Source organism: Noviherbaspirillum sp. FW303-A3, from assembly GCF_058788695.1.
Map to the genome: position 1 here is coordinate 5,136,594 of NZ_JBYTAZ010000001.1, position 16,833 is coordinate 5,153,426.

Consider the following 16,833-nt stretch of genomic DNA (forward strand, 5'->3'; position numbering starts at 1 on the left):
CTCTCAGGCCGCGAGCTTGTGCGGCGCGTATTGCGCGGCGATCCGGGAAATCGCCTGCTGCGCCTGCGTAACGGCCTGCACGGCTGCTTCGCACATCTGATGGAATTCCGCTTTCGTCAGCGTCTGCTTGCGCAAACCCTGTTCCGCCATTTCAAATACATCGCGCTGCACCAACCGCAGGGCGCTTCGATGCTTTTCCGCTTCGGCAAGAATCCGTTCGTGCTGCACGGAATGCGCCAGCGATGCTTGCGAAAGTGCCAACTGCCTGGCTGCATAGGCGAACGAACGAACGGTCATGTCTGCATCGAATTTGGGCTGAATGTCCATGATGATCCTGGCGCAAGTTGTTGATACAAGGCCATAACGCTTGCGGACAGGATTCGGTGGACAGGCTAACAATTGCTTACATATTTATTTGCCCTCGGCCCGGCTGATAAAAGATCTTTGCCCGTCCGGGATTCCCGGGCGGGCTTTTCAGCGGCGGGTTGCAGTGCGATCAGAATGCGGCGTCCGCATATGCCCACTGCGACGGGCTGACGTCCAGCTTCAGCGGCCCGAACCCGGCGCCGATCACGCCCACGTTGTTCAGGGCATTTACTTCGATGTTCTGCAGCTGTGCGATGTTCTGGTTCACATCGACATTGACGTTGGCAATCGGTCCGAGGCCCTTGAGCCAGGAATTGCCGCCACGCACTTTTGACATCGACTTCTGGTCGAGTTCGTCGCTGCGGGGCAGGTCTTGGATGGTGAGGTTCGACATGGGGTGTTCTCCTTGGTGATGACGGCAGGGGCTGGGCCCCCGCCGAACAGTGTCTGGAATCAGAAGCTGATGTTGTTGTGGCCGCTCTGGGTCGGGTTGACCGTCGACGTGATGCAGTTGGCGAAGGCGACGCAGTTGCCGTTGTTGTTGGTCACGTTCTGCGCCTGGCCGATCAGCTGGGAGGCATCGAATGCATAAGTGTTCGTCGGCACGGTCGGCTTCACCAGTTCGGCGCCTGCGGAATACAGGGACATCGAGCCCGCGTATTCCTTGTTGTAGCCGCCGCGCACGGACGCCATGGCGGAATGGTCGAGTTCGATGGTGGCGGACAGATCCTTGATCATCAGTGTGGACATGGTGTTCTCCTTGGACTGGTATGTCGAATCAAACGGTTCAGAAATTGATGTTGTTGTTTGCGGTCTGGGTCGGATTGACCGTCGACGTAATGCCGCACACGAAAGCCGCGTTGTTGCCGTTGTTGTTGACGACGTTTTGCGACTGGCCGATGGCCTGCGAGGCGTCGAACGAGAACGACGAGGGATATCCCTTCGGTTCAGCCGGCGCGCCGTACACGGGCGGGCAGTAGGTCGGGGTCCAGCAGGACTCGGGCGCCTTGTAGTAGCAGGTGCCGCCGGAGATGGAGGCCATGTCGGCACTGTCGAGCTCGGTAGCGGTGGTGATGTCTTTGATCAGCAGGGTAGTCATTTGAAGTCTCCTTGGATGTGGGCAGGCAAATCAGGTTGTCAGGGGCGAAACAAATCAGAAGTTGATGTTGTTGTTGGCGGACTGCGTCGGGTTCACGGTAGAGCTGATGCCGTGAGCGAACGCGACGTTGTTGCCGTTGTTGTTGACGACGTTTTGGGACTGGCCGATGGACTGCGAGGCATCGAACGAGAACGAGGTCGGGTGGCTCTTCGGCGCAGGCATGCCGTAATCGGGGGCGCAGTAGGACGGGGTCCAGCAGGAAGGCTGCTTGTAGTAGTAGCAACCGCCGGATACGGCAGCCATGTCGGCACGGTCGAGTTCGGTAGCGGCGGCCAGGTCTTTGATCAGCAGGGTAGTCATGAGTAAATCTCCTTGGGTTTGGTGGGGGGGAAGAGCATTTCGTTGCGCTCGACAACCCTATTGCGAGGAGTGTGCCAGCGCGGCTGCGCTCCATGCTCATGCGAGGTAAGTGCTTGAAAAATAGAGGGAAATGCTGGATTTTCAGGCAGATGTCCGAGAATTGAGGGCGTCCTGCAGCGATGCGGCAGTCAGTACGATGCCAACAGTTTTCGAGGGCGTGTATGCCGGCTTGCGACACATCGGTTTTCAGAGGCGAACGATTGTCCTGGCCACCGATTCATCGTGGTCGCGAAAGCCAAGCTGCCGATAGAGGCGGCAGGCTTTCGCACTATCTTTCATGACGCGAAGGAAGGGGGACTCACCGCGCGCGACCAGACGCTGGAGTACCTTGACGACCAGCCGGCGTGCGAGGCCCCGTCCGGTAAAGTGGGGGTGGGTGCAGACGCCGCTGAGTTCGCTGAATCCACCCGCGCAGGTGCGGCTGCCCGCCATGGAAATGAGTATTGCGCCATCGAAGATGCCGAAATACTCACCGAGCTCCAGTGTCCTCAGCGTGAACGGCCCGGGCCGGGCCAATGTCGCAAGCTCCAGTGCAGCCCCTGCGGTGCGTGCATCGAGCGGCACGGCGTCCGTTGTCGCATCCGCCATCTTCACGATGCCTTCCCATGTCATCCGGATCAGGGGCGACTCGGATTCGACGTGCCAGCCGCGCGGAGCCGGGCCGGTCCAGCCGTCGCAATAGATGCGCTCGCCGGGCTGCACCAGATGCGCGAGGGAATGAAGGTCCGGATGCACCGGATCGCGGAAAGCCGTAAACGGGGGAAATCCTCGAACGTACCGGCGGACGAGATGGTTTCCTTCCGTGTACGCCGCGTGCGGGCCGGAAAGGGTATGCCAGACGATGTTGTCGAGGATGTGCACAGTCATGCCGCCAGCCGCTTTTCCTCGGTGCCTGAGCGGCCGGCCGCATTTGCGTCCTTTGCCGGCCTTGTCTTTCTTGGTTCATGTCCCGGGCGCGGCCATATGCCGGCCGGACGCGTCAGCATGACCAGCACCATCGCCAAACCGAGCAGCAGCTGCCGGAGCACCTCGGCTTCGATTGCCACCTGTCCGAACAGCTGCCGTTGCAGCGGCTCCACCACGTGGCGCAGCACTTCCGGCAGGGCGGCCAGCATGATACTGCCCAGTACCACACCCGGCACATGGCCCATGCCGCCGAGGACAACCATGGAGAGAACCGCGATCGACTCGTTCAGTGAAAAGGATTCGGGCGATATGTATCCCTGGAAGGCTGCGAACATGGCGCCGGACACGCCGCCGAAGGACGCGCCCAGCGCAAAGGCAAGCAACTTGATGTTGCGGGTATTGATGCCCATCGCTTGGGCGGCGATTTCGTCTTCGCGGATGGCGACGAATGCGCGGCCTAGGCGCGAGTGCTCCAGGCGTGTAGAGACGATCACGATCGCCACGCAGAGGGCGAGGAACAGGAAGTAATAGGCATTCACCGAAGGCATGGCAAACCCGAAGACATCGACCATTGCCCGCGCGCCCGGATCGCCTGCCAGCGATACACCGAAGACACGAACCGGGTCGATCATGTTGATGCCCTTCGGCCCGTCCGTGATGTTGACCGGTGCATTCAGGTTGATGATGAAGATGCGAACGATCTCGCCGAATCCCAAGGTCACGACCGCCAGGTAATCGCCGCGCAGCCGCAGCGTTGGCGCACCGAGCAGGGCGCCGAAGAAGGCCGCGAACGCGGCACTGAGCGGCACGATGGCCCATACCGACAGGTGAATGCCTTCCGTCGCGGCCTCCGGACCGAGCAGGCGCAGGATGAACTCGCCGGCAGCAGGCCATGCATTGATGAGGGATTCCAGGACGACCGCGAATTGCGGCGAGGCCAGCAAGGCGGTCATGTAGGCGCCGACTGCGAAGAATGCGATATAGCCCAGGTCGAGGAGTCCGGCAAAGCCGACCACGATATTCAGGCCCAGTGCCAGCATGATGTACAGCAGCGTCATGTCGGCCATGCGCACCCAGGAATTGCCGAATCGGGCGGCAATGAAGGGAAACAGGATCAGAGCCAGCCCAAGGAGCGCAATGCGGGCGGCAGGGGTGTGCGGGAAGCGTCTCGCCATGATGTCCTTCGAACAGGATGAACGCCATCATGGTAGGGAGCGAACTCCGGTACGGCTATCAGGATCTTGCTCGGATCAACGGACAGTAGTCCTGCGGCGGAACTCGGCGGGCGTCAACCCGAAGTGCGTGCGGAAGGCGGACGTCATGTGGCTATGGCTGGCGAAACCTGCATCGACCGCGATGTCGGCCAGGCCCTGTCCCGTCGCCTGCATGGCTTCGACGGCTTTGCCGAGCCGCGTTCTTACCAGGTATTGGTGCACCGGCAGGCCGACTTCCTCCCTGAACACCCGTGCAAGATGATATTGCGAGGTGTTCGCCAGGTGCGCTAGCGCAGCGAGGGTCCATTGCTGCGACGGGTACAGCGAGATCGCCTCTTTGACATCCTCGACCTGCCGGCGCCGACGGCGGTGGGTAAGGACGCGACCTGCGCCGGGGCTGGTGCAGTTGTCGTTGGCGGCTCCGTGCAGGACTGCTTCCATTACCGCAACACCAAGCTCTTCGATTGCAAGCGTGTCCGGGGTGCTGCTCAGCAGCTCCCGCCACAGCAGGCTGCGTCCGAGCACGCTTCCCGGCGAAAGCAAACAGTTGGGATGGAGGCGGGGCGAGCGCAGTTCCTGCGCGCCGACCGTATCGGCAAGCATGTCCGCCAGGACCGCCTGGGAAAACGCGAGCACGATGCTTTCGTCGCCGATGCGGCCGGGGAAGCTCATGCGGTAGGGCTGGCCAAGCCCGAGGAAGAGCGCGTGGTTCGGATTCGCGATGAAATGCTGCCTGGGTGCATCATGCAGGGCAAAGACACCGGCAATCGGCAATAACACCAGGTCTGCTTCTGCCCAGGCGAGGTCGCTGCACTTCGTTTCGGCAGGGCGTGCGATGGCATGGCGAATTGCCAGAAGTTCGCTGCTGAACAGGGGGCGCTCGATCAGGTGCATGTGACGGACTCGTGAATAATCCGAACATTACCCGATTTTGTGGCAAAGAAAATTTGACGATGAGAAGAAGAAATGAACGGCCGCCGCTGGAAAAGCAGCGGCCGAAACCGGAGTCAGATTACTCTTCGTCTTTAGCTGCCTTGCGGATGATGGACGGTCCGCCCATGATCGGCGGCAGGTTGCCTGCAAATCCGCGCGGATAGTTCACGATGCGCGTGGTGCTGGCGGCTGTTCGCCGCGGAATGAAACGTCCGCGGGTGCGCGCGCCGCCGATGATCGATGCCATTGCCTGGCGATCGAGATCGATGTTTTCCGTCAGGTCCTTGATGACGATGGTGGCCATGGCTTTCTCCTTGAATACACATGTTATGCCCTGCACGGGCGGGTGAAGCGTTGATACAGCGCAGCAATGCGGCGAAAGCCCGCCGGGGATAACCCCGGCGGGCTTGTCGCCTGACCGTGTGCCGCGATCAGAAATAGGCGTCGGCAGAAGCCCATTGCGACGGGCTGACATCCAGTTTCAGCGGGCCGAAGCCGGCGCCGAGCACGCCGATGTTGTTGAGCGCATTGACTTCGACGTTCTGCATCTGCGCGATGTTCTGGGTGACGCCGACATTCACATTGGCAATCGGGCCGAGGCCCTTCAGCCAGGAATTGCCGCCGCGCACCCGGGCCATTGCTTGCCGGTCGAGTTCCTCGCTGCGAGGCAGGTCGTGGATCATGAGTTGGGACATGGATGTTCTCCTTGCTTTCCGGATCAAAAGTTGATGTTGTTGTTGGCGGACTGGGTCGGGTTCACGGTGGAGCTGATGCCGTGGGCGAACGCGACGTTGTTGCCGTTGTTGTTCATCACATTCTGCGACTGTCCGATGGACTGCGAGGCATCGAACGAGAACGAGGTCGGGTGGCTCTTCGGCGCAGGCATGCCGTAGTCGGGTGCACAGTAGGACGGGGTCCAGCAGGAAGGCTGCTTGTAGTAGTAGCAACCGCCGGATACGGCAGCCATGTCGGCACGGTCGAGTTCGGTGGCGGCGGCGAGGTCTTTGATCAGCAGGGTAGTCATTTCAGTTCTCCTTGGATGGGGATGCAAATCGGGTTGTCTGTGTTCAGGCAAATCAGAAGTTGATGTTGTTGTTGGCAGTCTGGGTCGGGTTCACGGTCGAGGTGATGCCGCTGGCGAAGGCAACGTTGTTGCCGTTGTTGTTCATCACGTTCTGCGACTGGCCGATCATCTGCGAGGCGTCGAACGAGAACTTCGACTCCGGTGCGTAGGACGTCGGCATGCCCCAGCTCGGCGCGCAGTAGGACGGGGTCCAGCAGGACGGTGCGCCCTTGTAGTAGCCGCCGCGCACGGAAGCCATGGCAGCACGGTCGAGGTCGGAAGCGATGGCGAGGTCTTTGATCATCAGGGTGGACATGGATAAATCTCCTTGGGTTGGTTTGGGTTGGAAGAGCATTTCGTTGCGCTCGACAACCCTATTGCGAGAGGTGTGCCAGCACCCCCGCTTTCAATGCCTCCATCGTGTAAGTCATTGAAAAATATGTGAAATATTGAATGTGCAAGCCGATCGTTCGATGTCGTTGATGCAATCGGGAGAATCCCGGCCGGCGGGTTGCTGCCAACAGATTTGCGGGGTGTTGGGTTGGTGCCGACAGCGTGTCACGTCAGCACGTCGTGGAAGCCGGAAATAGAGTTTGATCTGCGAACCGTTCGGCTTCCGCCGGGAACGCTCCATAGTTGTCCTGGCACCTGCCGATTCGCGCAGCAGCCTGAACGCGCTTCTGATTTTACGAAGTAATCATCTATATATGTTCGCTTTATCAGCAGTGTAGAAAGAGATAGCATCATCGAAGTGTCTGCCTTGAATTTGTGGTCCATCCAGGCAGTTCCACCTTCCGGACTTTCAAAGGAACCTTAGTGAACCCTAAGTACTTACGCCTGGCCGTATCGGCATTCGCTGCATTCTTTGTCTTTGCCGTGGTTAGCCAGATATTCAACTCTGGCGCCTCTGGCAAATCCACACCGATTGCGTATTCGGAATTCCTTGCAATGGTGCAGGCGAAGCAAATCCGTGAAGCCGTGATCGAAGGAACGCGTGTTTCAGCTGTCACCAGCGATGGAAAGGAATTGAGCACGAACACGACGCTGCTTGATCGCGGTCTCGTCAATGACCTGATCGATAACGACATCAAGTTTGATGTTAGAAACCCGGAGGCTCCGTCCTTCCTGTCCCAGGTATTCATGTCCTGGTTCCCGATGCTGCTTTTGATCGGCGTATGGGTGTGGTTCATGCGACGCCAGCAAGGCGGCGGAAAGGGCGGCTTGTTCTCGATGGGCAAGTCGAAGGCGCGGCTGCAGGATGAAAACGCGAACACCACGACGTTTGCCGATGTCGCAGGCTGCGACGAAGCGCGCGAGGAGGTCGATGAAATTGTCGAATTCCTGCGAGAACCGCGCAAGTTCCAGCAGCTCGGCGGCCATGTGCCTAAAGGCGTCCTGCTGGTCGGCCCGCCGGGTACCGGCAAGACCTTGCTCGCTCGCGCCATGGCGGGCGAGGCGCGCGTGCCGTTCTTCACGATCTCCGGTTCCGACTTCGTCGAGATGTTCGTCGGCGTCGGCGCTTCGCGTGTACGCGATCTGTTCGAGACCGCGAAAAAGCACGCGCCGTGCATTGTCTTTATCGACGAAATCGATGCCGTCGGCCGTTCCCGCGGAACGGGAATGGGCGGCGGAAACGATGAGCGCGAGCAGACGCTGAACCAGATGCTTGTCGAGATGGACGGATTCGAACCGAACTCCGGCATTATCGTGGTCGCCGCGACGAACCGCGCCGATGTGCTCGACAAGGCCCTGCTGCGTCCTGGACGATTCGACCGGCAGGTGATGGTCGGGCTGCCCGACATTCGCGGGCGGGAAAAGATCCTGCGCGTGCATATGCGCAAGGTGCCGCTGTCCCCGGATGTCCAGGCTGACGTGCTGGCGCGCGGAACGCCCGGTTTCTCGGGCGCCGAGTTGGCCAATCTTGTGAACGAAGCCGCACTATTTGCGGCGCGACGTAACAAGAACGTGCTCGACATGCAGGATTTCGAGGATGCCAAGGACAAGATCATCATGGGGCCGGAGCGCAAGTCGGCGGTGATGCGGGAAGAAGAGCGTCGCAATACCGCCTTTCATGAATCCGGACATGCGGTGGTCGCGAAACTCTTGCCGAAGGCAGACCCGGTGCACAAGGTGACGATCATGCCGCGCGGCTACGCGCTGGGCTTGACCTGGCAACTGCCGGAGCATGACCGCGTGAACATGTACAAGGACAAGATGCTGGAAGACATTGCAATCCTGTTCGGCGGCCGTATTGCCGAGGAAATCTTCATGCAACAGCAGTCGACCGGCGCATCGAACGACTTCGAGCGCGCGACGAAGCTGGCTCGCGCGATGGTCACGCGCTTCGGGATGTCCGAGACGCTTGGAACAATGGTCTACACCGATGAACAGGATGGCTTCGGCAACAACGCCCGCACCGTATCGGAAGAGACCCAGCAAAAGGTGGACGAGGAAATCCGCCATATCCTCGATGGCCAATACGCGCTGGCACGTGGCCTTCTGGAAGCCAATCGCGACAAGGTCCAGGTGATGGCCAATGCGCTCCTCGAATGGGAAACACTGGATGCGGACCAGGTGAACGACATCATGGCTGGCAGCGCGCCGCGTGCACCCAAGTATGCGATGGAGAAAAGGAAATCGCCGGCAAGCGGAGCAGGATCGGTGGCACCGGCGACGACTTGACCTTGTCCGCGCTGTACAACGCGCATTACCGGCGGGATCTTGGCGCAAGCATGATCCCGCTGCAGCCTGACGCGCCGCAGTGGCACGCAAACGCCCGCTTGACGGCGGCGGTATGGCGGCCTTCGTAGATCAGCGCATAGTTGTAACAGAGCTCTTCGCCGCGCTCGATATCCATGAGCGAATAGATGTGGACCGTGCCGTCCGGATGCTCCATCGCTTCGCAGTTGGGCTCGCAGGAGTGATTGATGAAGCGGGCGTCATTGCCGTGCGCGCCGCCGTCGATGACGCGTCCATCGGCAAGGGTAAAGAAGAACGTATGGTTCAGCGGGCCGCCTTTCGCTTCGGCGCGCCGTATCGCTTCCGGCCAGGCGATGCGCTCGCCCTTGTATTCGATGATGCGGTCGCCGGCTGCGATGCGCCGGCGGGCGAACACGCCGTTGCCGTGGATGGCGGAGTGCCTGACGACATACGGCGGCAAGCGGCTTTTCGTCACATGCGGTCTCCCGGGCGTGTTCCTGTTCGCTCTGAACAGTGTACGCGGTTGAAGTTCCTGCAATGCAGGCGGGCGCGGTCAATGCTCACGCTGGTGTGCCTCCTGAATCATCCGCAAGGCGGTTTGCGTGGGGTAGACGTCGACGAGTTCCGCTGGTTTCTCCGTCATCGGTGCGCGCTGGGCGGACGGCGAAACCATGATGTTGATGTAGTGGAGATCGAGCGCGTCATCCTGTTGCAGCCGCGCGACGGCTTCGTCCTCGATCTCGAACATCAGTCTCCAATTCAATCGCATTCCGCGCGGTACACGATACCTGACGATCGAGCGGATTTCTTCGCGCAGACGGCGTTCTGTCACAGCAAGTTTTGATACTTCCGGTTCCATGCTACACCTCGAGAAATCTGTATATATGTACAGTATAAGCCGCGCTGCAGAGAGCGAAAGGTGTTCTCTCCGGGATTGGCGCCCCCGTTGCCCAGGCACGACATGGTTGTCTATGTGTCAACTGATGATGGGCCACAGCGAACAAAGAACATCATGATCAAGTGCAATGCGTCGCCGGGGAAATGCTAGAGCAGTGCTTCTAATCTCCCTCGGGCAAGTTTTTCAGGATAGGGCTATCATCATATCGGGGTTGCTATAGTGCAATAAAAGCGCCCCTCGCAGTCTCGCGAGACACGGGCTGCTGGTGAAGCAAAAAATACCGCGACTTACAAACGGCGGGCTTATAACGGGGGCAAAAATGAATCTGAACCGCTTGCGCATCGGCCAGCGACTGGCTTTGGGCTTTGGGGTTGTCACCACGCTGCTGGTGTTGCTCGCCAGCCTGTCTTACCTGCGCATCTCCAGCCTGACCGGCGAAATCAACCACATGGTGAATGACCGTTATCCCAAGACGGTGATTGCCAACAAGATCAAGGCCGACCTCGACGAAAGCATCCGCAGCATGCTCAACGTCCTGATCATGCAGGATGCGGGGCAGATCAAGAAGGAGCTTTCCAACATCGAGGAGCGCAACAAGAGCATTGACGCCTCCATCAACAAGCTCAGCACCATCATCACCGACGACAAGGGCAAGGAGCAGGTCAAGGCCATCGGCGAGTTGCGCGACAAGTTCCTGCCGGCGCAGAACAAGTTCGTTGCCCTCATCAACGAGGACAAGAAGGACGAAGCGATGGTCAAGCTGATGTTCTCGGTGCGTCCGCTGCAGGGGAAGTACTTCGAGCAGCTGGATGGTTTCATCAAGCACCAGGACAGCGAGATGGCGCAGGCCGGCGCAGACTCCACGGCGGCCGCCCAGCAGACCGCGATCTTCATCCTTGCGCTGGCTGCCGGCGCGGCGGCGTTGAGCATCCTGGTCGGCTTCCTGACCACGCGCCGCATCACCGGCCCGCTGAACGAAGCGGTGAACGTCGCCAAGCGCGTTGCCAATGGCGACCTGACCAGCGAGATCAAGGTCAAGACGCAGGATGAGACCGGTGAATTGATGAAAGCCTTGCAGCACATGAACGACAGCCTGGCCAAGCTCGTTGGCGATGTGCGCCAGGGGACCGAGACGATTGCCGACGCATCGCGCGAGATCGCCAGCGGCAACATGGACCTGTCGCACCATACGCAGGAGCAGGCCGCGTCGCTGCAGGAAACCGCTTCGTCGATGGGCCAGCTGACCCAGACCGTGCGCCAGAATGCCGAGAACGCCCGCGAGGCGAACAACCTCGCTGCCACCGCGTCGCAGATCGCGGAGAAGGGCGGTGCAGTGGTCTCGCAGGTGGTACAGACCATGGGATCGATCAACGAATCCTCGCGCAAGATCGTCGACATCATCGGCGTCATCGACGGCATTGCTTTCCAGACCAACATCCTCGCGCTGAACGCAGCAGTCGAAGCGGCGCGCGCAGGTGAGCAGGGCAGGGGCTTCGCGGTGGTCGCCGCCGAGGTGCGCAACCTTGCGCAGCGTTCCGCCAGCGCGGCAAAGGAAATCAAGCAGCTGATCGGCGACTCGGTGGAGAAGGTCGACACCGGCGCAAAGCTGGTCGACCAGGCGGGCAGCACGATGAACGAGGTGGTCGCCAGCGTCAAGCGCGTGACCGGCATCATGTCCGAAATCACTGCCGCCAACCAGGAGCAGAGCGCCAGCATCGAACAGTTGAACCACATGATCGTCCAGATGGACGGCGTGACGCAGCAGAATGCCGCGCTGGTGGAAGAAGCGGCGGCATCCGCGGAATCGATGCAGTTCCAGGCATCGACGCTGTCGCAGCTGGTCAGCGTGTTCAAGCTCAACAACAGCATGCCGGCGCTGGCACAACCGGCGCCGGAGCCGAAAGTGAACAAGGTCGTGACCTTGTCAGTGAAGCCAAAAGTTTCCACCCCGCCCGCCGTCGTGAAGAGGGCGCCAGCCGTCAATGCCAGCGAGGGCTGGGAAGAGTTTTAATTCGTTTTAGTTGCAACCGGAGACAATATGAAATCACGCAAGAGCCTGATGAACCTGGTCGTAGCGGCCAGCTTCGCGATGGGACTGGGAATGAACGCGCAAGCCGTCGAAGTCGGCGGCGTCAAACTGGATGACACGACCAAGGTGGCAAACCAGGAGTTGAAGCTGAACGGCGCAGGACTGCGCACCTGGGCCGTGTTCAAGGTTTATGCCGCGGGACTTTACCTGCCAGAGAAAAAGAAGACCGTGCCGGAAATCATGGCGCTGAACGGTGCGCGCCGCATCAAGCTGGTGCTGCTGCGCGACGTCAACAATGAAGAGCTGGGGCAGGCCTTCATGGACGGCCTGAACGCGAACTCCGACAAGGCGGAAAAAGCCAAGTTCGTGAACCAGACCATGAAGATGGGCGAGATCTTCGCTTCCATCCCGAAGCTGAACAAGGGCGACACCATCACCAACGACTGGGTCCCTGGACAGGGCATGCAGGTGCTGGTGAATGACAAGCGCGTCGGCGAAGTGCTGCCCGACATTGCGTTCTACAACGCATTCATGCGCATCTGGCTGGGTGAAAAACCGGTCGACAATACGCTGAAGCAAGCATTGCTCGGCGGCTGATTTTCTTGCAGCGCATGTGCCGGCATTGACTGCCGGCACATCGCCATTTCTCTTCCAACGCGCCATCCGGCGCGTTTTTTTTCGCGCTGTTTTCACAACATTCGCGCGGCGGCAACGCTGTCAGTTTGTACTATATTAAAACGACAAAGCGGCGGGCGAGCAGTATTGATCCTAGGGTCCCCATGTCAAGCACAAAACCTATGGCTAGCCTCGCGCATGCGATTCGCAACTTTCAAGGTGGCGGCGTTTCGCACAATGAATTTTTTGCGCAGGTCGACCGTGCGCTCGCCGCGCCCAGCGTCGATTCCACCAAGCTACTCGAAATTCTTGACGACGAGAACACACGGGGGCACTTGCCTCCCGATGTATATGCGGAGTTGCAGCGCCGCGTCGAACGCGTCGTCGAATCGACGCGCAGCATGAACGGAAACGAAACCCGCATCCGGACTGGTTCCCTCCGGAGCACGATGCCCCCATACGCATCGGGCAGCGAGACGCGTTACACAAGTGAAATGGTCGATGGGCTGGAACGGATCAAGGGCGTGGGCGACACGCTCAACGGCCGCTTCGTGCTGGAAGAATGCGTCGGTTTCGGCGGCATGGGCACCGTGTACAAGGCGCTCGACCTGCGCAAGCTGGAAGCGTCCGATCGCAACCCCTACATCGCCATCAAGGTGCTGAACGTCCAGTTCCGCGGTCACCCGAAATCGCTCATCGCGCTGCAGCGCGAAGCGAAGAAGGCGCAGGCGCTGGCGCACCCGAACATCGTGCGCGTCTACGACTTCGACCGCGACGGGCCGATGGTTTACCTGACGATGGAATACCTGACCGGCGGTCCGCTGAGCAGGAAGCTGCGCGCGCCGGGTTTCGCCGGCGTGCCGCATGAGGAGGCGCTGGAAATTGTCGCCGGCATCGCCAAGGCGCTTTCCTATGCGCACGAGCGCGGCTTCGTGCATTGCGATCTCAAGCCGGCGAACGTGTTCCTGACCGACAATGGCGAAGTGAAGGTAATCGACTTCGGCATTGCGCGCGTGTTCCACAAGCCGGAAGAAGTGGTGGAGGCGACCGTCTTCGATCCCGGCAGTCTTGGTGCGATGACGCCGGCGTATGCCAGCCCGGAAATGCTGGAGAACCGTGAACCCGACCCGCGCGACGACGTGTATGCGCTGGCATGCATTGCCTACGAATTGCTGACCGGGCGTCATCCCTTCGACCGGGTGCCCGCGACGCAGGCGCGAAACTCCGGCCTCAAGCCGCAGCGCCCGCAAAACCTCGGCAACGCACCGTGGAAGGCACTGCGCCATGCACTCGCATTTGAGCGCGAGGCGAGGACCCCGAGCGTGGATCTCTTTTACAAGGAGATGAGCGGACCGGGCAAGCTGCCGCCGTTTGCGCTGATCGGCGGTGCGGCGTTCGCTGCCGCATTGCTGGTGACGCTCGCATTCAATTTCTATCAGGGGGCGAAGGAAAAGCCTGCTGAAGAGCCGGCCGCGGTGAAGACCGAAGAGCGCGAACCGCCGGCGCTGGCCACCACGCCGCCGACGCCTGTCATTCCGCCGCTGACCATGGAGGCGGTTACGCCTGTTCTGACGCGTATTCCGTGTTCCGCATTGGTGCCTACCATCAAGGAAAACACACTCCAGGTGCGCGGCTATCTTGCGGGAAGCGGCGTGGCCGGTGCGAAGGAGTTGCTCGGCGCCATCCCGGGTGTGCAGTCATTGAATCTCGACGTGCGCCAGGTCGGCGACGAGAAATGCGGCGCGATCAATCTTTTCGCGCCGTACTGGTTGCGCAACCAGGCGACCGGGACATCCGTCTCGGTAAAGACCAGGCCGGCCCGTAACGAACTCGTCGAAGGCGATTCCGTCGTCCTCGATGTCACGACGCCGGGCTTCGACTCCTGGGTCCACGTGGATTACTTCTCCTTCGACGGCAGCGTGCTGCACATGGTGCCGAGTCCGCGGCTGCGGGCCAACCAGGCGCCGCCCAACTATTCGGCCACCATCGGCAGCGGCGGCAACTGGGTCGTTGCCAAACCCTTTGGCACGGATCTCATCGTGTTCCTGGCGACACCGGCGCCCTTGTTCGATGCGATGCGCCCGGAGGCGGAGGTGGCCGGCGATTACCTGCAGGCAGTGGAGAGGCAGTTGAAGCAGATCGCCGCCAAACATGGGCGGGACAAGATCATGGTCGATTTCCTGCAGATCACGACCAAGGCGCGCAAGTCTTGATCGCAAGTCATTTCATGTCCCGGGCCACCCTGAAACCATTCTGCGAGTGGCGTACGCTTGCTCCGTACTTGAAGCGCGTGGACGCGGGCATGTAGGTTGCGCCGTCCCGCCACGACCCGCCGCGGATGACGCGCTCCCTGCAGCCGGGCGTGTCCCACGGTTTTGCATCGCCGGGCGCTCCCTTGTAGGAGTTGTGCCAGCAATCGGCGACCCACTCCCATATGCTGCCGTTCATGTCATGCAGCCCGTAGGGATTGGCGGCAAAAGAGCCGGCCTTGGCAGGACCATCCGCGCTCCAGGGCTCGCCGCATTCCTTGCAGTTGGCGTTGCCGGGTTTCATTTGCTCACCCCACCAGAAGCGGGTCGAGGTGCCGCCGCGTGCGGCGTATTCCCATTCTGCTTCGCTCGGCAGCCGGTAGGACTTGCCGGTGGTGATCGAGAGCCATTTTACGTATTGCTGCGCATCGTCCCAGCTTACGTCGCGTACGGGGGTATTGCCCGGATTGTTGCTGGTCAGCTTCGGGCAACTGCCGCCCTCGGCGCAGACATTCCATTGGTCTACCGTCACCTCGTATTTTCCGATGGCAAAGGGGGCGCCGATCGAGACGCGGTGCGCCGGTTTTTCCGACGGATCGCCACTGCTCACGCCCATGATGAAGCTGCCCGCGGGAAGGCTGACCAGCACCGGGCAGGCCGGGCAATCACGAAGTTCGCCGCTGGCTGCCTTGGGCGGCGGCTTGTCGGGAACCGGTTCGGCGGGTGCGGCTTGCGGGGGGGCTTCCTTTGGGGCCGGAGACTCTTTCGCTACCGGAGGCGGAGGCCGCTTTCGTTCGGGTTCCGCCTTTGGCGGCGGAGCGGGGCGCGACTTCTCCGGCGCCGTCTTCGCCGCAGGCCGTTCAGGTTCCGTTGCAGGCTCCGGTTTTGCTGCAGCGCGCAGGCGCTCGATGCGGGCCTTCGCCAGTGCAGCGAAGCGTCCTTTCGGATACTGCTGCAGGTAGGCTTCGTAGTCGGCGATGTGGTTGCTGTCCTTGATCGACTCCCAGAAGGCCAGCTCGTATTGTTCTGCGCTGTCCTTGGGCAGGATGGCGGCGATGCCGTTATCGAGAAGGTCCGAGCGCCGGTCGGTGGCCGCCGCGAGTTCGAAGACGGTCACGCCCAGCGAAAGTGCGATCAGGAATGTTGGCCTCACAGCAAAACCTTCATCAGGAGAGTTTCAACACAGGCTCGATATTGTTCCTCCTGCATATCATCGATATCCAATAGTGGTAGCGGTTTGCGAAAGCACAAACGACGGCCCACAACTTCTCCGAAAATGAGAGCAACCGCTTTTTCCTGCAGGTAGATGCAGTCGCAGGAGGTTGATCATGAAAACGGCCGCCGGAGACGTATTCTCTGGTGCTCATGCGGATATCCCTGCTGGAGGAGCCATTGCATGCATAGACTCGCCTTTTTCGTTGCAGCCGCCGCAGCCTGGCTGACCATGACCGCGGCATATGCACAACGATCGCCCGCGCCCGAGAACGCATCGGTATACATCATCTGGCCGCAGAACGGCACGGTCATCAGCGGGGGCAAGTTCTGGCTCCGCATGGGATTGCGCAACATGGGTGTGGCTCCCAAGAGCGTGGAGCGCCAGAACACCGGCCATCACCATGTGCTCATCGACACCGGGCTGCCGGACATGGACAAGGAAATTCCTTCCGACCGGAACCATCTCCACTTTGGCGCCGGCGAGACCGAGGCAAGGATTGAACTGCCGCCTGGCAAGCACACGCTGCAGTTGCTGCTCGGGGACCATAACCATGTTCCGCACGATCCTCCGGTGATGTCGAAGAAGATCACGATCACGGTGAAATAGATGATGACCGGTGCAAGGACGCTGTTGCGGATGAAAACGGATTCGGGGGTATGCATCATGGCCAGGACCTGCGTTGCAGCTGCTTTTTTCCTCTTGTCGTGGACAGCAGCGTTCGCCGGCGAGACGCCTGCCGCGCCGCATGCCTACCTGTACATCGGCTGGCCGAACAATGGCGAAGTGATCTCCGCCGGCAAGCCGTTCCGCGTCTGGTTCGGCTTGCGCGACATGGGGGTGGCGCCCAAGGATGTGAAGCTGCCCAATACCGGACACCACCACCTGCTGATCGATACGCCCATACCGCCTGCCGACAAGGAGATTCCGTCGGACAGGAACCACCTGCATTTCGGAGCGGGTGAAACCGAAGCGATGATTGAACTGCCGCCGGGGAAGCACACCTTGCAGTTGCTGATGGGCGACGACAAGCATATTCCTCACAATCCGCCGATCTTCTCGAAGAAGATCACGATTACGGTACGGTAAGGAGGTAAGGCCTCCTCGGCAGGGTCGGTCGGGCAGTAA

21 protein-coding genes are annotated in these 16,833 nt (G+C 60.5%); 6 read left to right on the forward strand and 15 right to left on the reverse strand.

Features of this window, described 5'->3' with window-relative positions; genetic code table 11:
• Positions 1–3: 3 nt before the first annotated feature.
• The 12 genes from AC3WOY_RS24580 to AC3WOY_RS24635 form a co-directional block, all read right to left on the reverse strand.
• Positions 4–327 carry a hypothetical protein gene (locus AC3WOY_RS24580; RefSeq protein WP_492428605.1) on the reverse strand — a complete coding sequence of 108 codons (324 nt, stop codon included), beginning with the start codon at positions 325–327 and terminating at the stop codon, positions 4–6.
• Between the two features lie 169 nt (positions 328–496).
• Positions 497–760 (reverse strand): hypothetical protein, encoded by a 264-nt coding sequence (locus AC3WOY_RS24585; RefSeq protein WP_492428607.1) that lies wholly within the window; start codon positions 758–760, stop codon positions 497–499.
• A gap of 59 nt (positions 761–819) precedes the next feature.
• A complete protein-coding gene (locus AC3WOY_RS24590; protein WP_492428609.1) occupies positions 820–1,116 on the reverse strand; it encodes a hypothetical protein in 297 nt (98 codons plus the stop codon).
• 37 nt (positions 1,117–1,153) lie between these two features.
• Positions 1,154–1,465 carry a hypothetical protein gene (locus tag AC3WOY_RS24595; protein ID WP_492428611.1) on the reverse strand — a complete coding sequence of 104 codons (312 nt, stop codon included), beginning with the start codon at positions 1,463–1,465 and terminating at the stop codon, positions 1,154–1,156.
• Between the two features lie 54 nt (positions 1,466–1,519).
• Positions 1,520–1,825 carry a hypothetical protein gene (locus tag AC3WOY_RS24600; RefSeq protein WP_492428613.1) on the reverse strand — a complete coding sequence of 102 codons (306 nt, stop codon included), beginning with the start codon at positions 1,823–1,825 and terminating at the stop codon, positions 1,520–1,522.
• A 246-nt stretch (positions 1,826–2,071) separates the two neighbouring features.
• Positions 2,072–2,752: a GNAT family N-acetyltransferase gene (locus tag AC3WOY_RS24605; RefSeq protein WP_492428615.1), complete on the reverse strand. Its 681-nt coding sequence runs from the start codon at positions 2,750–2,752 to the stop codon at positions 2,072–2,074.
• Complete coding sequence (locus AC3WOY_RS24610) at positions 2,749–3,966, reverse strand: ABC transporter permease subunit (RefSeq protein WP_492428617.1); 1,218 nt, start codon at positions 3,964–3,966, stop codon at positions 2,749–2,751. The genes AC3WOY_RS24605 and AC3WOY_RS24610 overlap by 4 nt, the downstream gene beginning before the upstream one ends.
• Positions 3,967–4,041: 75 nt before the next feature.
• Positions 4,042–4,899 carry an AraC family transcriptional regulator gene (locus tag AC3WOY_RS24615; protein WP_492428619.1) on the reverse strand — a complete coding sequence of 286 codons (858 nt, stop codon included), beginning with the start codon at positions 4,897–4,899 and terminating at the stop codon, positions 4,042–4,044.
• A gap of 118 nt (positions 4,900–5,017) precedes the next feature.
• The gene (locus AC3WOY_RS24620) at positions 5,018–5,242 is read right to left on the reverse strand and encodes a hypothetical protein (RefSeq protein ID WP_492428621.1); all 225 of its coding nucleotides are present in this window, start codon (positions 5,240–5,242) and stop codon (positions 5,018–5,020) included.
• A 127-nt stretch (positions 5,243–5,369) separates the two neighbouring features.
• The gene (locus AC3WOY_RS24625; protein WP_492428623.1) at positions 5,370–5,633 is read right to left on the reverse strand and encodes a hypothetical protein; all 264 of its coding nucleotides are present in this window, start codon (positions 5,631–5,633) and stop codon (positions 5,370–5,372) included.
• A 23-nt stretch (positions 5,634–5,656) separates the two neighbouring features.
• Entirely contained in the window at positions 5,657–5,962 is a 306-nt protein-coding gene (locus AC3WOY_RS24630; RefSeq protein WP_492428625.1) for a hypothetical protein, read from the reverse strand.
• A 52-nt stretch (positions 5,963–6,014) separates the two neighbouring features.
• Positions 6,015–6,317: a hypothetical protein gene (locus tag AC3WOY_RS24635; protein WP_492428627.1), complete on the reverse strand. Its 303-nt coding sequence runs from the start codon at positions 6,315–6,317 to the stop codon at positions 6,015–6,017.
• 500 nt (positions 6,318–6,817) lie between these two features.
• On the opposite strand from AC3WOY_RS24635, the gene ftsH reads away from it, so the two are divergent.
• Positions 6,818–8,683 (forward strand): ATP-dependent zinc metalloprotease FtsH, encoded by a 1,866-nt coding sequence (ftsH, locus tag AC3WOY_RS24640; RefSeq protein WP_492428629.1) that lies wholly within the window; start codon positions 6,818–6,820, stop codon positions 8,681–8,683.
• 25 nt (positions 8,684–8,708) lie between these two features.
• On the opposite strand, the gene AC3WOY_RS24645 is transcribed toward ftsH, so the two are convergent.
• Together AC3WOY_RS24645 and AC3WOY_RS24650 are read right to left on the reverse strand one after the other, a co-directional pair.
• Positions 8,709–9,176, reverse strand: coding sequence for an SET domain-containing protein (locus AC3WOY_RS24645; RefSeq protein WP_492428631.1), 468 nt, complete (start codon positions 9,174–9,176; stop codon positions 8,709–8,711).
• Between the two features lie 78 nt (positions 9,177–9,254).
• Positions 9,255–9,560, reverse strand: coding sequence for a hypothetical protein (locus AC3WOY_RS24650; protein WP_492428633.1), 306 nt, complete (start codon positions 9,558–9,560; stop codon positions 9,255–9,257).
• A gap of 358 nt (positions 9,561–9,918) precedes the next feature.
• On the opposite strand from AC3WOY_RS24650, the gene AC3WOY_RS24655 reads away from it, so the two are divergent.
• From AC3WOY_RS24655 to AC3WOY_RS24665, 3 genes are all read left to right on the forward strand, one after another.
• Positions 9,919–11,610, forward strand: a complete 1,692-nt coding sequence (locus AC3WOY_RS24655) for a methyl-accepting chemotaxis protein (protein ID WP_492428635.1) — start codon at positions 9,919–9,921, stop codon at positions 11,608–11,610.
• 27 nt (positions 11,611–11,637) lie between these two features.
• Positions 11,638–12,225 (forward strand): chalcone isomerase family protein, encoded by a 588-nt coding sequence (locus AC3WOY_RS24660; RefSeq protein ID WP_492428637.1) that lies wholly within the window; start codon positions 11,638–11,640, stop codon positions 12,223–12,225.
• Positions 12,226–12,425: 200 nt separating this feature from the next.
• Entirely contained in the window at positions 12,426–14,456 is a 2,031-nt protein-coding gene (locus AC3WOY_RS24665; RefSeq protein WP_492428639.1) for a serine/threonine-protein kinase, read from the forward strand.
• 7 nt (positions 14,457–14,463) lie between these two features.
• On the opposite strand, the gene AC3WOY_RS24670 is transcribed toward AC3WOY_RS24665, so the two are convergent.
• Entirely contained in the window at positions 14,464–15,645 is a 1,182-nt protein-coding gene (locus tag AC3WOY_RS24670; RefSeq protein WP_492428641.1) for a formylglycine-generating enzyme family protein, read from the reverse strand.
• A gap of 291 nt (positions 15,646–15,936) precedes the next feature.
• Between AC3WOY_RS24670 and AC3WOY_RS24675 the strand changes: the two genes are divergently transcribed.
• A complete protein-coding gene (locus tag AC3WOY_RS24675) occupies positions 15,937–16,314 on the forward strand; it encodes a DUF4399 domain-containing protein (protein ID WP_492429398.1) in 378 nt (125 codons plus the stop codon).
• Between the two features lie 57 nt (positions 16,315–16,371).
• Entirely contained in the window at positions 16,372–16,794 is a 423-nt protein-coding gene (locus tag AC3WOY_RS24680) for a DUF4399 domain-containing protein (RefSeq protein WP_492429399.1), read from the forward strand.
• Positions 16,795–16,833 lie beyond the last annotated feature (39 nt).

Bases quoted from the DNA above. Each gene is read 5' to 3' on its own strand.
- AC3WOY_RS24580 (WP_492428605.1), bottom strand. From the start codon at position 327: ATGGACATTCAGCCCAAATTCGATGCAGACATGACCGTTCGTTCGTTC.
- AC3WOY_RS24585 (WP_492428607.1), bottom strand. From the start codon at position 760: ATGTCGAACCTCACCATCCAAGACCTGCCCCGCAGCGACGAACTCGAC.
- AC3WOY_RS24590 (WP_492428609.1), bottom strand. From the start codon at position 1,116: ATGTCCACACTGATGATCAAGGATCTGTCCGCCACCATCGAACTCGAC.
- AC3WOY_RS24595 (WP_492428611.1), bottom strand. From the start codon at position 1,465: ATGACTACCCTGCTGATCAAAGACATCACCACCGCTACCGAGCTCGAC.
- AC3WOY_RS24600 (WP_492428613.1), bottom strand. From the start codon at position 1,825: ATGACTACCCTGCTGATCAAAGACCTGGCCGCCGCTACCGAACTCGAC.
- AC3WOY_RS24605 (WP_492428615.1), bottom strand. From the start codon at position 2,752: ATGACTGTGCACATCCTCGACAACATCGTCTGGCATACCCTTTCCGGC.
- AC3WOY_RS24610 (WP_492428617.1), bottom strand. From the start codon at position 3,966: ATGGCGAGACGCTTCCCGCACACCCCTGCCGCCCGCATTGCGCTCCTT.
- AC3WOY_RS24615 (WP_492428619.1), bottom strand. From the start codon at position 4,899: ATGCACCTGATCGAGCGCCCCCTGTTCAGCAGCGAACTTCTGGCAATT.
- AC3WOY_RS24620 (WP_492428621.1), bottom strand. From the start codon at position 5,242: ATGGCCACCATCGTCATCAAGGACCTGACGGAAAACATCGATCTCGAT.
- AC3WOY_RS24625 (WP_492428623.1), bottom strand. From the start codon at position 5,633: ATGTCCCAACTCATGATCCACGACCTGCCTCGCAGCGAGGAACTCGAC.
- AC3WOY_RS24630 (WP_492428625.1), bottom strand. From the start codon at position 5,962: ATGACTACCCTGCTGATCAAAGACCTCGCCGCCGCCACCGAACTCGAC.
- AC3WOY_RS24635 (WP_492428627.1), bottom strand. From the start codon at position 6,317: ATGTCCACCCTGATGATCAAAGACCTCGCCATCGCTTCCGACCTCGAC.
- AC3WOY_RS24650 (WP_492428633.1), bottom strand. From the start codon at position 9,560: ATGGAACCGGAAGTATCAAAACTTGCTGTGACAGAACGCCGTCTGCGC.
- AC3WOY_RS24655 (WP_492428635.1), top strand. From the start codon at position 9,919: ATGAATCTGAACCGCTTGCGCATCGGCCAGCGACTGGCTTTGGGCTTT.
- AC3WOY_RS24660 (WP_492428637.1), top strand. From the start codon at position 11,638: ATGAAATCACGCAAGAGCCTGATGAACCTGGTCGTAGCGGCCAGCTTC.
- AC3WOY_RS24665 (WP_492428639.1), top strand. From the start codon at position 12,426: ATGGCTAGCCTCGCGCATGCGATTCGCAACTTTCAAGGTGGCGGCGTT.
- AC3WOY_RS24675 (WP_492429398.1), top strand. From the start codon at position 15,937: ATGACCGCGGCATATGCACAACGATCGCCCGCGCCCGAGAACGCATCG.
- AC3WOY_RS24680 (WP_492429399.1), top strand. From the start codon at position 16,372: ATGGCCAGGACCTGCGTTGCAGCTGCTTTTTTCCTCTTGTCGTGGACA.